Here is a 13,652-nt window from a genome sequence, read left to right on the forward strand (position 1 = left end):
ATGGACGCGCTCCGCCTCGAGTGGGCCGGGGGCGCACCGAGGCTCCGGACCAACGAGGCCATGGCGCGTCAGGGACTCGTGACGACGGTCTCCTCGCAGGCCGGCACCGCGGCCGTCGTCGGCTGGGTCGGCACGGCCCGCGACCGGGCGGCGGGCGCGCGCGCCCTCCTCGACGACTTCGGCAGACAAGGCGCCGCCCCGCCCGTGCCCGCCGGCGACTACGCGGCTGTCCTGGTGTACCGCGACCGCATCCTTCTGACGCGCGACGAGCAGGCACGCATCCCGTTGTTCTTCAGGGAGTCCGGTGGCCGCGTGACCGCCGTGAGCACCTCGGTCCGCTGCCCGGGAAGCGCCACGGACCTGGACCCCCGCTACTTCTGCCGGTACCTCACCGGGAACATGGCGCAACCGCACTGGGACCTCACCCCCTTCGCCGGGGTGCACCGCGTCCTCGGCGGCGAGGTGGTCGAGCTGTCCCGCACCGGGCAGATGCGCAGTCGTTCGCCACGACGCGCCCCGCGGGCCACCGAGCCGCCCGGGCCGACCGCGGACGGCCGCTGCCTCGATGAGGCCGCGCGGGAGTTGCGTCGCGCGCTGGAGAACGCCGTCGGCCGCCGCATGGGCACGACAACGGCATGCCACGTCTCGGGCGGCACGGACTCCACCAGCGTCGCGCTGCTCGCCGCACGCCTGCTGGCCGCGGAACGGGACGGCGCCGGGGACCTGGTCCTGCTCGCCGGGCGATTCTCCCGCGGGGAGCTGGCCGCGGAGCGGCCGTACCTCGACGTCGCGCTGGAGGAGATCCGCCGGCACACGCCCGCCCGCCCGGTGATCGTCGATGCCGACGACGTGGCCGACTTCGACGACTTCCAGCATCACGCGGGAGACGCCGACGAGCCTCATGCGCACGCCTTCCGCGCCCCGTTCTGGGCCAGGCTGCACGCCGCGGCCGCGGACCTGGGCTGTGACACGCTCCTGACCGGCTGCGGGGCCGATCCGATCGCGGACGCCAACCCGTTCGCCCTGCACAGGCTGGCCCGCACGGGAGCGCTCCGACAGATGACCGAGCAGGCGCGCGCCTGGGCCGAGGGAAGCGAGCGGGGCCTGTGGGAGATCGTCCGCGCCTACGTGGTGCAGCCGGCCGCTCCGCTGGCAGCCGAACGGATCACCGCGCTCCTCCGCGGCGGAACGGTGCTCGGCGGCCTCGGCACCTTCAACCGCCCCGGATGGCTGCGATCCGGATTCGCGCGCGCGCACGGCTATCGGGACGCGGGCATCGCGGAGAGCCGGTTCGTCTTCGGGCGCAGGCCGGAACAGTCGCTCTACGACGCCGCCAATTACGTCGCCGCTCCCGACCCGCTGTCCTGGCAGCGCGCACATCGCGACGGGTTCTTCCTCTCACACCCCTTCCTCGACCCGGAGGTCGTCGCCACGATGCGCCGCCTGCCCGCCGCCGCCACGTTCCGGCCGGGCCGCCCGAAGGCCGTTCTCCGTGCGGCCATGGCGCATCTGCTCCCGGCCCCGATCCGCGGCAGGACGGTCAAGGTGCCCTTCAACGACCTCTACGCCCGCGGCCTGCGGTCACACGGCGACGAACTCATCGCCCTGTGCCGCTCCGCCCGGCATCCACTGATCGCGGAGATGTTCGACGTCGAGACCCTGTGCCGGGCCGTGCGGGAGGCCCAGCTCGGCCTGGGGGACGCGCACTCCTGGGACCGCCTGAACAGCTCCCTCGCCCTGGTGGCCTGGCTGGAACGACTGGACCGACGTCCCGGCGAACTCGACGCGGCGCTGCCCGTCACCGCTGTTTCTTGATGTCCCACAGGGTCCGCTCGACCGGGCCGGTGAGGAGGTTGACGAGGCCGTATCGGCTCACCACCTCGTCTGCTTCCGCCGGACTGAGGATGCGGTTCTCGTCGCCTTTTCGCGCAATGGATGTCTGCACTCTCGCGCCGTGCGTGCCGAACTGCCAGTAGACGGTGACGAAACGCGGGTCCCTCGTGCGTTCGTCGAGCGCATTGTTCTCGTGCACCCTGGCACGGTAGATGAGCGAGTCAAGACCGCTCCTCTGTTGCTCCTTCACCCATCCGGGGACTTTTTCCTTGCCCCAGGAGTACGCCACGAAGTCGAGCGGTGGCTGCAGCACGAGCCGGTCCTTGCGCGCGAGGCTCGCGGTGGCATAGAACGCCACCTGGTCGTACGGAGTGTTCATGGGCAGTTGCACCACCACGCGGGTGGCGTAGGTGTCGTTCGACTCGACCCAGTTGCCTTGGGACATCCATGGTTTCGCCTCGACCAACTCGCCGGGCTGGTGAATCTCCCGGCGGGAGAGCGGGTTCCAGTCCGAGGAGTTGGGCCACTGCTCGGCATCTCTTCGCCACTGCCGGCGGAGCCGGTCCTTCGAGCTCAGCGGGACCCTTTTCCCCATGGCGTGGAACTCGGTGCCGAGCACGTAGAAACCCACGTCGCCGTGGTTCCGGACAGTGATGTCGACCGGTATGGCGAATGCCGTGCGGTCCTTGCTCAGTACCGGCTTTCCCATGGACACCGTGATGAGAGGCTGGGTCTGTCGCTGGTACGGCTGAAAGAGATTCTGGTAGCCGAAATTGGCGGTCGCGATGACCGAGGAGACGATCAGCGCGGCGGCCACCCGCTTCGGAGCGGGGATCGCGACCGATGTCCGCCACACCGCGAAGACGGCGTATGCCGAACCCGCCGTGAGCGCGCCGAACAGCGCCGGGTAGGTCGCGGACTCGCCGTCCTTGACCGTCTGCACCAGGAGCATGGCATTCGTCAGCAACGCCGCGAACGTGCCGATCAGCGCGACCAGGCCGGAGTAGGGGAAGGTCTGCCGGATGTAGTGGTCCAGGATCGCGGCGGTGCCCACGAGCGTGGTGAACGAGACCACGAGAAGGACGGCACCGGTGAGGCGACCGGCGAAGGTCAGATCGTGGGCGAAGTCCTCGAGACCGACCCGAGCCAGCATCAGCGTGGTCATGAGGAGGGCCAGCACGATCACTGCCAGGGCCACCCGCGACTGCCAGGTACTCAGCGAGGGCCGTCGCGCTTTCGGGTGCGAGTGGGGGTGAGGCTTGGGGGGAGTAGGCACACGATCACCTCCTGAGGCCGCCGGTCGTGCGCTACACGTGTGCAGCGCGGACTCAGGAGTTCTGCCGCCGCGCCGAGGGTTCGTGCACCATCGTCCGTGCCGATCCATCGGGCCGCCATCCGGACGCCCCCGGACGTGAAAGCCGGCGGTTCGCCAGGTGGGCTGCTGGTGACGACAACAGTGGCAGCATCCATATCGACGCACCTGTTCTCGGCCAAGCCGCCCACTCAATGCGTATCGAATTCCCGGCGGATCCATTCACCCGTGAGGTAATTCGTTGAATGTGCAGCAAGGGATGTGCAGCAAGGACAACATCGGCCTGAGAAAGTGCACCGACGACAAAAGAAAGCGCCATGCTTTTTGTTGTCGCCGAACGGCTCAGGGCAGGCCTCGGATGCCTCAAGACCAGTTGGCTCGCCCCTCACGAGCGACCAGTGCGTAGCAACGACAAAGAGCCGGACCCAGTGGAACTGGGTCCGGCTCTCGAAGTCTGGCACTTCAGCAGGTCAGCGGGATGATCACGCTGGTCTGGCTGGAGTGCCCCCGGCAGGATTCGAACCTGCGCACACGGCTCCGGAGGCCGTTGCTCTATCCCCTGAGCTACGGGGGCGTTGCCGCCTGTGTTCTCGTGGCGACGGGTAGAACACTACCAGCTCTGATGGGGTGTTCAGGAACAGGGTTTTGCGGGGTGGGGGAGAGGGCGTTGGAGGGGGCACGGAAGAGGGCCTAGCGCATCCGGAGGGTGTGCCGGCGGTGGTCCGGGAAAGGTCCCTCGCATGGGGGCGGAAGTGGGCAAAACCGGGACGCAGTCGCAGGTGGGCCCCTAGTCTCATGGTGTGCCTGGCTTGTCCGGTCGGATCCTTGTGGTCGATGACAACAAGGTGATCCGGCAGTTGATCAGGGTCAATCTCGAGCTGGAGGGCTTCGAGGTCGTGACCGCGGCTGATGGTGCCGAATGTCTGGACGTCGTGCACCACGTGAGACCCGATGTCGTGACTCTCGACGTGGTGATGCCGCGGCTCAATGGTCTGCACACCGCCGCGCGGCTGCGCTCCGATCCCCGGACGTGGGACATCCCCATCGCCATCGTCAGCGCGTGCACGCAGGGCGAGGTGGACAACGGCGAGTGGATGGGTGTGGACGCCTTCCTGGCGAAGCCGTTCGAGCCCGCCGAGCTGGTACGGACCGTGGGGACGCTCGTCCGGGAAGGGCGGCAGCGGGAGCGCGGCCAGGGCGAGGGCGGGGGAACGGCCGGCGCCGGCGGAGCGCGCGGCGAGGTGGACGCCGGTCAGGACGATCCGGCCGATCCGGGTGATCTGCGCGACGTGACCCGGGGCGACGTGGTCCTGGAGCTCGATGTGGACGCGGGTGTGGAGACGAGCGGGGGGCCGGAGGCCGCGGCCCGGCCCAAGGGATGAGTGGCCCGCGCGCAGCGCGAGATGTCCACAGGGCGAAACCGGTCGCATGGCAGAGGTTCTTCTCCCATACGCTTGTGGTGTGACCCCCGCTGAGCTCTCCCGTACCGTCCTGCGCTCCGTGCGTGGCGCCGTGGCGGAGCAGGAGCTCTCCGTGCCGGTGCCGGAGCGCATCGTGGTGCGGCCGCCGAAGCGGGCCGGGTGCGGGGACTACGCCTCGAACGTGGCGCTCCAACTCGCCAAGGAAGCGGGCCGGCCGGCCACCGAGATCGCCGAGATCCTGCGGCAGCGCCTGCTGGGCAGCGCCGGGATCGCCCGGGTGGAGATCGCCGGGCCGGGATTCTTGAACATCACGCTGGGGGACGGTGCGCAGGCCGCGCTCGTACGGAAGGTCCTGGCGGACGGGGCGCGGTACGGCGAGAGGGAGCCGGGGGAGCGTGCCGTCGACGGCCGGGTGCCCGGCGATGCGCGGGGCGTCGTCGTCGCCGAGGCGCTGGGGCGGCTGACGACGGCGGCCGGTACGGGACGGCCGGTGCCGTCCCCGCCGACGCCGGGCGCCGCCGCGGAACTGGCCGGAATCGTGGCCCGGCTGGGCGACGACGAGGCGCGCTGGGCGCTGCTGCGGCCCGCGGCGCGGGATGCCGTGCGGTTGCCCGAGCGGCCGGTGCAGCGGGCGGAAAATCCGCGGTTCCGGGTGCAGTACGCCTACGCGAGGACGCGGGCGCTGGTGTGCAATGCGCGGGATCTCGGGTTCGCGAGCGAGCCCGGTGAGGCCGCCCCGGCCGGACCGGCCACGCAGACGACCGCCACGCAGCCGCCCGCCGCGCAGGCCACGCAGTCTCTGGTCACCCTCCTGGCCACCTACCCCGCCACCGTCGAGGCCGCCGCCCGGCACCGGGCGCCGGACCGGATGGTGCGGCATTTGGAGGCGACGGCCGACGCGTTCTTCCGGTGGTGCGAGGCGTGCCCGCCGCTGCCCGCCGGGGAGTGCAAACCCTTGGCCGTGCACCGCGCCCGGCTGGCCCTCGCCGAGGCCACCGGGACGGTGCTCGCCAACGGCCTGCGTCTGCTCGGCGTCTCCGCTCCCGAATACCTTTGACGTGCTTTGAGAACTTGAGGGGATCCCCGCTGTCATGAGTCGTTCCGCGCATCCTGCCGGGCCCCGGCACGCCGACGTGCTGCCCGAGGGGCACTACGCCGGGCCGCCCGCCGATCTCAACACCCTTGACCCGCGTGTGTGGTCCCGTACCGTCCGGCGTGCCGCCGACGGTGCGGTGACCGTCGGCGGGCTGGACGTCCGTGCGCTCGCCGAGGAATTCGGTACGCCGGCGTTCTTCCTGGACGAGGACGACTTCCGGGCGCGCTGCCGGGCCTGGAAGGACGCCTTCGGACCGGGGGCCGATGTTTTCTACGCCGGGAAGGCGTTCCTGTCCCGGGCCATCGTGCGGTGGCTGCACGAAGAAGGGCTCAATCTCGACGTTTGTTCGGGGGGAGAGCTCGCCACGGCGCTCGCGGCGGGGATGCCCGCGGAGCGGATCGCCCTGCACGGCAACAACAAGAGCACCGAGGAGATCACCCGGGCCGTGGAGGCCGGGGTCGGGCGGATAGTGCTCGATTCCTTCCAGGAGATCGTGCGGGTCGCGCACATCGCGGAGAAGCTCGGCAAGCGGCAGCGGGTGCAGATCCGGGTCACGGTCGGTGTCGAGGCGCATACGCATGAATTCATCGCGACCGCGCACGAGGACCAGAAGTTCGGCATCGCGCTGGCCGGCGGGGAGGCCGCGGAGGCCGTACGGCGGGTCCTGAAGCTGGACGGCCTGGAACTCATCGGGATCCACAGCCACATCGGCTCGCAGATCTTCGACATGGCGGGATTCGAGGTGTCCGCCCGCCGGGTCGTGCAGCTGCTGACCGAGGTGCGTGACGAGCACGGCGTGGAGCTGCCGGAGATCGACCTCGGCGGCGGCCTCGGGATCGCGTACACCTCCGACGACGATCCGCGCGAGCCGCACGAGATCGCCAAGGCGCTGGGCGAGATCGTCACCAAGGAGTGCGAGGCGGCCGGGCTGGCGGTGCCGCGGCTGTCCGTCGAGCCGGGCCGGGCGATCGTCGGGCCCACGGCGTTCACGCTGTACGAGGTCGGCACGGTCAAGGAGCTGGAAGGCCTGCGGACGTATGTGTCCGTGGACGGCGGCATGTCGGACAACATCCGCACCGCGCTGTACGACGCCGAATACAGCGTGGCGCTGGTGTCCCGGACCTCCGACGCCGAGCCGATGCTCTCGCGGGTGGTCGGCAAGCACTGCGAGAGCGGGGACATCGTCGTACGGGACGCGTTCCTGCCGAGCGATGTGGCGCCGGGGGACCTGCTCGCGGTGCCCGCCACGGGTGCGTACTGCCGGTCCATGGCGAGCAACTACAACCATGCGCTGCGGCCCCCGGTGGTGGCGGTCAGCAACGGTGCGGCCAGGGTGATCGTCCGGCGGGAGACGGAGGAAGATCTCCTGCGGTTGGATGTCGGGTAGGGGCGGATCCACGGGGCCGGGCCCCTGATGAAATAAATGTCTCGGCATCTGGACGATGGACGGAATCTGTCGTCCGGTGCGTGAGACTTGTGCATGAGCACGCTGTCTGCATGAAGCAAGCTGAACAATCGCTGATCGATGAGAAGCAGGGGTCGAATGATGCGTACGCGTCCGCTGAAGGTGGCGCTGCTGGGCTGTGGTGTTGTCGGCTCAGAGGTGACGCGCATCATGACGACGCACGCCGACGACCTCGCCGCCCGTATCGGCGCGCCCGTGGAGCTCGTCGGGATCGCCGTCCGCCGCCCGGACAAGGTGCGCGAGGGCGTCCCGGCCGAGCTCATCACCACCGATGCGACCGCGCTCGTCAAACGCGGCGACATCGACGTGGTGGTGGAGGTCATCGGCGGGATCGAGCCCGCGCGGAGCCTGATCACCACGGCCTTCGAGCACGGCGCCAGTGTGGTTTCGGCCAATAAGGCGCTGGTCGCGGCGGACGGTGCCGCGCTGCATGCGGCGGCCGAGGCCAATGGCGCGGATCTCTACTACGAGGCGGCCGTCGCGGGCGCCATCCCGCTGGTGCGGCCGCTGCGCGAATCGCTGGCCGGCGACAAGGTCAACCGCGTCCTCGGCATCGTCAACGGCACCACCAATTTCATTCTCGACAAGATGGATTCGACGGGCGCCGGCTACAGCGAGGCGCTGGACGAGGCGACCGCCCTCGGGTACGCCGAGGCCGACCCGACCGCCGATGTCGAGGGCTTCGACGCCGCCGCCAAGGCCGCGATCCTGGCCGGTATCGCCTTCCACACCCGCGTCACCATCGACGACGTGCACCGCGAGGGGCTGACCGAGGTCACCGCGGCCGATATCGCCTCCGCCAAGCGGATGGGCTGCACGGTCAAACTGCTCGCCATCTGCGAGCGGGCCGCGGACGGCGCGTCCGTCACGGCCCGGGTGCACCCCGCGATGATTCCGCTGACCCATCCGCTCGCCTCCGTGCGCGAGGCCTACAACGCGGTCTTCGTCGAGGCCGACGCGGCCGGGCAGCTGATGTTCTACGGGCCCGGCGCGGGCGGTTCGCCGACCGCCTCCGCGGTCCTCGGCGACCTCGTCGCGGTCTGCCGCAACAAGGTCGCCGGCACCACCGGGCCGGGCGAGTCCGCGTACACGCGGCTGCCCGTCAGCCCCATGGGTGAAGTTGTCACGCGGTACCACATCAGCCTCGACGTGGCCGACAAGCCCGGCGTTCTTGCGCAGGTCGCGACGGTCTTCGCCGAGCACGGCGTATCGATCGATACGGTCCGTCAGTCGGGCAAGGACGGCGAGGCATCCCTCGTCGTCGTCACCCACCGAGCGGCGGACGCGGCCCTGTCGTCGACCGTCGGGGCACTGCGCGAGCTGGACACCGTCCGCGGTGTCGCCAGCATCATGCGGGTCGAAGGGGAGTAAAGGAACCCATGTCTGCCAATTCCACCGTGACCACCACCAGCCGTCAGTGGCGCGGAATCATCGAGGAATACCGTGACCGGCTGCCGGTCAGCGACACGACCGAGGTCGTCACCCTCCGGGAGGGCGGCACTCCTCTCGTACCGGCCCAGGTGCTCTCCGAGCGCACCGGCTGTGAGGTGCATCTCAAGGTCGAGGGCGCCAACCCCACCGGCTCCTTCAAGGACCGCGGGATGACGATGGCGATCACCCGCGCCAAGGAGGAGGGCGCCAAGGCCGTCATCTGCGCCTCCACGGGCAACACCTCCGCCTCGGCCGCCGCCTACGCGGTGCGGGCCGGCATGGTCTGCGCGGTGCTCGTCCCGCAGGGCAAGATCGCGCTCGGCAAGATGGGCCAGGCGCTCGTGCACGGCGCGAAGATCCTGCAGATCGACGGGAATTTCGACGACTGCCTGACGCTGGCCCGCGGCCTGTCGGACAACTACCCCGTCGCACTCGTGAACTCCGTGAACCCGGTGCGCATCGAGGGCCAGAAGACCGCCGCCTTCGAAATCGTCGACATGCTCGACGACGCGCCCGACATCCACGTACTGCCGGTCGGCAACGCCGGAAACATCACGGCGTACTGGAAGGGCTACCGGGAGTACGCGGCCGACGGCATCGCCACCCACACCCCGCGGATGTGGGGCTTCCAGGCCTCCGGCAGTGCGCCGATCGTGCGCGGCGAGGTCGTCAAGGACCCGCACACCATCGCCACCGCGATCCGCATCGGCAACCCCGCCTCGTGGGAGTTCGCCGAGCGTGCCCGGGACGAGTCCGGCGGCCTCATCGACGACGTGACCGACCGTCAAATCCTCGCCGCCTACCGCCTGTTGGCCTCCCAGGAGGGCGTCTTCGTCGAGCCCGCCTCGGCCGCGTCCGTCGCCGGTCTGCTCAAGGCCGCCGAAGAGGGCAAGGTCGACCCCGGCCAGAAGATCGTCTGCACGGTCACCGGCAACGGCCTCAAGGACCCGGACTGGGCGGTGGCCGGCGCGCCGCAGCCCGTCACGGTCCCGATCGACGCCGACGCCGCCGCCGAGCGGCTGGGCCTGGCCTGACCGTCCGGCGTGACCCGCGGTCCGTACGGGCAGGAACTGCGCGTACGGACCCGCGGCACGGGGCGGCCGCCGCCCCGCAAATCCGCACACCGACCGGTGTGCAAAGGTGCAAAGCCCGCGGAAGAAGACGTCGAGGCACAGGAAGGCGCGCGACACGCATCGTGCGCCTCCTGTGCGCCCTATGTCGCCACAGAACCTTCCTTCGATAGGCTGGCACCCAACTCCCCTCCCCACGGCATAACGCAGTGGTGCGCAGGGCAAGTCAGAACAGACCCCATGAGTCGCTCGGGCGCCACGGTGCCGGTGATCTGGGGCAGTACCGCAGCATCAATCAAGGAGAGTCATCGAGCGATGGCCGGTCCCGCGTTCCGCGCCGCCGCCGTCCGGGTGCGCACCCCCGCTTCCAGCGCCAATCTCGGTCCCGGCTTCGACGCCCTCGGTCTGTCCCTGGGCCTTTACGACGACGTCGTGGTGCGCGTCGCCGACTCCGGTCTGCACGTCGACATCGCAGGTGAGGGCGCCGACACCCTCCCGCGCGACGAGAACCACCTGCTCGTACGGTCGATGCGCGCCGCCTTCGACCGGCTGGGCGGACAGCCGCGCGGCCTGGAAATCGTCTGCGCCAACCGCATCCCGCACGGCCGCGGCCTGGGCTCCTCGTCGGCCGCCATCTGCGCCGGCATCGTCGCCGCCCGCGCCGTGACCATAGGCGGCGAGCAGAAGCTCGACGACACCGCGCTGCTGGAGCTGGCCACTGAGATCGAGGGCCACCCCGACAACGTCGCCGCGTGCCTGATGGGTGGCTTCACGCTCGCCTGGATGGACGGCGGAACCGCGCGGGCGATCCGGATGGATCCCGCCGATTCCATCGTTCCGGTGGTCTTCGTGCCCGGCAAGCCGGTGCTCACCGAGACCGCCCGCGGACTGCTGCCGCGCACCGTCCCGCATGTGGACGCCGCGGCCAACGCCGGTCGTGCCGCACTGCTCGTCGAGGCCCTGACCAGGCGCCCCGAGCTGCTGCTTGCCGCGACCGAGGACCGACTTCACCAGGAATACCGCGCCCCCGCGATGCCGGAGAGCGTGGCCCTGGTGAACCAACTGCGCGCGGACGGCGTCCCCGCAGTTGTCTCCGGTGCGGGCCCGACCGTGCTCGCACTGGTTGAGGACGCGGCGGCCGACAAGGTCGCCGCGCTGGCGGGAGAGGGGTGGGCGGCCAATCGGCTGACCCTCGATGCGGCGGGCACCTGCGTGCTGCCGCTCGCCGGGTGATCACGCTTGTGATCGACTGATTGCCGGTCTTGGAGAGGGGGAATGTTTGTTGGATCCGGTAGTGTTAACCTCAAGTCAGTACCCGACACCTATGCGGTGCGGTGCTTGGTGTCCCCAGTCGGGACCACTCTTCTTCCGGGAGCCTCCCAAACTGCTTGGAGCAATTGCCTGAGCAGAAGTGAGCACGCTCCGGAATCGGCGTGGCGTCATGAGTCACTCTGCATCTCTTCACGCCGGAACCATGAATTGATCTTTCCGCCATTTCCGGCGGGACCACCGCCCCGGCCCGGTCCGCAAGACCAAGGACATCGAGCCGGACAGCACAACCCGGTCGCCGAGCCAGACAGGCCGACGCCCGCTCCAGGGAAGGACCCTTCGTGAGCGACACCACCGATCTGATGGGCGTGCGCACCGATGGCAGTGCCACCGCGCCCGCCACGGACGCTCCCGCCGCGCCCGCAACCACGCGGCGCCGCCGTTCTGGCACCGGCCTTGACGGCATGGTCCTGGCAGAGCTGCAGCAGGTTGCCTCCGGCCTCGGCATCAAGGGCACCGCGCGGATGCGCAAGAGCCAGCTGATCGAGGTCATCAAGGAGAAGCAGGCCGGGGGCTCCGGTGCCGCGGCCAAGGCCGACGCGCCCGCAGCCACCGAGACCAAGCCGAAGCGCCGTGCGACCTCCAAGGCCCGTACGGGCGAGGACGCGGCCGACAAGGGCGCCGACAAGGCCGCCAAGGCCGACAAGGCCACCGAGCAGCCCGCGGCCGCCCAGCAGCAGATCGAGATCCCCGGCCAGCCCGTCAGCGACGAGCAGCCGGCCGGTGAGCGCCGCCGGCGCCGGGCCACCGCCGCCGCGGGCAGCCCCGAGACCGTCTCCGGCGACGTCAAGACCGACACCAAGGTCGAGGCGCGGACCGAGACGGCGACGGCCAAGGCCGAGACCGCGGTGGAGACCGCCGAGGGCCGGCCGAGCAAGGACCGTCAGGACCGCGGCGACCGTCAGGACCGCCAGCAGAAGGGCGACCGCGGTGACCGTGGCCAGCGCGGCCAGCGCGGCGACCGTCAGGACCGCGGGGACCGTCAGGACCGCGGGGACCGCCGCAAGGGCGACGCGGGCGACGGCGGCCAGCGCGGCGACCGTCAGCGGGACAACCGCGACAACCGCCGTCAGGACGACGAGGACGACTTCGAGGGCGGCCGCCGGGGCCGTCGCGGGCGCTACCGCGACCGCCGTGGCCGTCGTGGCGGCCGCGAGGACTTCGGCAACGAGCCGCAGGTCACCGAGGACGACGTCCTGATCCCGGTCGCGGGCATCCTCGACATCCTCGACAATTACGCGTTCATCCGGACCTCCGGCTACCTGCCCGGCCCGAACGACGTGTATGTCTCGCTCGCCCAGGTCCGTAAGAACGGCCTGCGCAAGGGTGACCACGTCACCGGCGCGGTCCGCCAGCCCAAGGACGGCGAGCGCCGCGAGAAGTTCAACGCGCTGGTGCGGCTCGACACCGTCAACAGCGTGGCGCCCGAACAGGGCCGCCAGCGGCCGGAGTTCGGCAAGCTGACGCCCCTTTACCCGCAGGAGCGGCTGCGCCTGGAAGGTGAGTCGGGCGGCCTGACGACCCGGATCATCGACCTGGTCACGCCGATCGGCAAGGGCCAGCGTGGTCTGATCGTGGCCCCGCCGAAGACCGGCAAGACCATGATCATGCAGGCGATCGCCAACTCGATCACCCGCAACAACCCCGAGTGCCACCTGATGGTCGTCCTGGTCGACGAGCGTCCGGAAGAGGTCACCGACATGCAGCGGTCGGTCAAGGGCGAGGTCATCTCCTCGACCTTCGACCGCCCGGCCGAGGACCACACCACGGTCGCCGAGCTGGCCATCGAGCGCGCCAAGCGCCTCGTGGAGCTGGGTCACGACGTGGTCGTCCTGCTGGACTCCATCACCCGTCTGGGCCGCGCGTACAACCTCGCAGCCCCCGCCTCCGGCCGCATCCTGTCCGGTGGTGTCGACTCGACCGCGCTCTACCCGCCGAAGCGCTTCTTCGGTGCCGCGCGCAACATCGAGGACGGCGGTTCGCTGACCATCCTGGCCACCGCGCTGGTCGAGACCGGTTCGCGGATGGACGAGGTGATCTTCGAGGAGTTCAAGGGCACCGGCAACCTCGAGCTCAAGCTCGACCGCAAGCTCTCGGACAAGCGCATCTTCCCGGCGGTGGACGTCGACGCGTCCAGCACCCGTAAGGAAGAGATCCTGATGGGCAGCGACGAGCTGTCCGTCGTCTGGAAGCTGCGCCGGGTGCTGCACGCCCTGGACCAGCAGCAGGCCATCGAGCTGCTGCTGGACAAGATGAAGCAGACGAAGTCCAACGCGGAGTTCCTGCTCCAGATCCAGAAGACGACGCCGGGCGTGGGCAACAGCAACGACTGACGCCCGCGGCGACGCCGCTCCGGAGCCCTCCTCACCCCTATGGGTGGGGAGGGCTCCGTGCTGTGTGCTCTCCGGTGTGATGCGCACCGCCCCCGACGGCGGCACGACCGTGCCCTTCCTGAGACCTTCCGCACAGGATCGTGCGCCGTACAACTGTTCACGGATCATCGGAAAACGCGCCGTAAGCGCAGGTGAGAAGGACGAAAGTCCCGAACCGCCGCGCGCGCACCCGCTCCGTTCCTAAGAAAGCGCACACACCACGCTGTGCAACCCTTCCCCTCTACCTCCCGTCTGACCAGACACCACAGGCCGTGAAGCACGGAGCACGGTGCGGCGAGGAGTAGTCGAGAGACCAAGGACTG

Annotated in this window: 9 protein-coding genes and 1 tRNA gene; 8 read left to right on the forward strand and 2 right to left on the reverse strand. The window is 70.0% G+C overall.

Annotated features, from left to right (window positions below; genetic code table 11):
• Positions 1-1,815 (forward strand): asparagine synthase-related protein, encoded by a 1,815-nt coding sequence (locus tag AC5677_RS26505; RefSeq protein WP_497190426.1) that lies wholly within the window; start codon positions 1-3, stop codon positions 1,813-1,815.
• Here AC5677_RS26505 and AC5677_RS26510 read toward each other — a convergent pair.
• Both AC5677_RS26510 and AC5677_RS26515 read right to left on the reverse strand, forming a co-directional pair.
• Positions 1,799-3,031 carry a hypothetical protein gene (locus tag AC5677_RS26510; RefSeq protein WP_497190427.1) on the reverse strand — a complete coding sequence of 411 codons (1,233 nt, stop codon included), beginning with the start codon at positions 3,029-3,031 and terminating at the stop codon, positions 1,799-1,801. The two genes, AC5677_RS26505 and AC5677_RS26510, sit on opposite strands and share 17 nt — an antisense overlap.
• 616 nt (positions 3,032-3,647) lie before the next feature.
• Positions 3,648-3,719, reverse strand: a tRNA-Arg gene (locus AC5677_RS26515).
• A gap of 226 nt (positions 3,720-3,945) precedes the next feature.
• Between AC5677_RS26515 and AC5677_RS26520 the strand changes: the two genes are divergently transcribed.
• From AC5677_RS26520 to rho, 7 genes are all read left to right on the forward strand, one after another.
• Complete coding sequence (locus AC5677_RS26520) at positions 3,946-4,527, forward strand: response regulator (protein WP_497190428.1); 582 nt, start codon at positions 3,946-3,948, stop codon at positions 4,525-4,527.
• A gap of 79 nt (positions 4,528-4,606) precedes the next feature.
• Positions 4,607-5,623 (forward strand): ArgS-related anticodon-binding protein NrtL, encoded by a 1,017-nt coding sequence (gene nrtL / locus AC5677_RS26525; protein ID WP_497190429.1) that lies wholly within the window; start codon positions 4,607-4,609, stop codon positions 5,621-5,623.
• A gap of 34 nt (positions 5,624-5,657) precedes the next feature.
• Positions 5,658-7,049: a diaminopimelate decarboxylase gene (lysA, locus tag AC5677_RS26530; RefSeq protein ID WP_497190430.1), complete on the forward strand. Its 1,392-nt coding sequence runs from the start codon at positions 5,658-5,660 to the stop codon at positions 7,047-7,049.
• A 156-nt stretch (positions 7,050-7,205) separates the two neighbouring features.
• Positions 7,206-8,498 carry a homoserine dehydrogenase gene (locus tag AC5677_RS26535; protein WP_497190431.1) on the forward strand — a complete coding sequence of 431 codons (1,293 nt, stop codon included), beginning with the start codon at positions 7,206-7,208 and terminating at the stop codon, positions 8,496-8,498.
• Between the two features lie 8 nt (positions 8,499-8,506).
• Positions 8,507-9,592 (forward strand): threonine synthase, encoded by a 1,086-nt coding sequence (gene thrC, locus AC5677_RS26540; protein WP_497190432.1) that lies wholly within the window; start codon positions 8,507-8,509, stop codon positions 9,590-9,592.
• Positions 9,593-9,943: 351 nt separating this feature from the next.
• Entirely contained in the window at positions 9,944-10,861 is a 918-nt protein-coding gene (thrB, locus tag AC5677_RS26545) for a homoserine kinase (RefSeq protein WP_400068394.1), read from the forward strand.
• 377 nt (positions 10,862-11,238) lie between these two features.
• The gene (gene rho, locus AC5677_RS26550) at positions 11,239-13,290 is read left to right on the forward strand and encodes a transcription termination factor Rho (protein ID WP_497190433.1); all 2,052 of its coding nucleotides are present in this window, start codon (positions 11,239-11,241) and stop codon (positions 13,288-13,290) included.
• Positions 13,291-13,652 lie beyond the last annotated feature (362 nt).

This window comes from Streptomyces sp. JLSY215 (assembly GCF_059682825.1).

What these genes read in the sequence shown, in the direction of transcription:
- AC5677_RS26505 (WP_497190426.1), top strand. Translation starts at nt 1, where the DNA reads ATGGACGCGCTCCGCCTCGAGTGGGCCGGGGGCGCACCGAGGCTCCGG.
- lysA (WP_497190430.1), top strand. Translation starts at nt 5,658, where the DNA reads ATGAGTCGTTCCGCGCATCCTGCCGGGCCCCGGCACGCCGACGTGCTG.
- AC5677_RS26535 (WP_497190431.1), top strand. Translation starts at nt 7,206, where the DNA reads ATGATGCGTACGCGTCCGCTGAAGGTGGCGCTGCTGGGCTGTGGTGTT.
- thrC (WP_497190432.1), top strand. Translation starts at nt 8,507, where the DNA reads ATGTCTGCCAATTCCACCGTGACCACCACCAGCCGTCAGTGGCGCGGA.
- thrB (WP_400068394.1), top strand. Translation starts at nt 9,944, where the DNA reads ATGGCCGGTCCCGCGTTCCGCGCCGCCGCCGTCCGGGTGCGCACCCCC.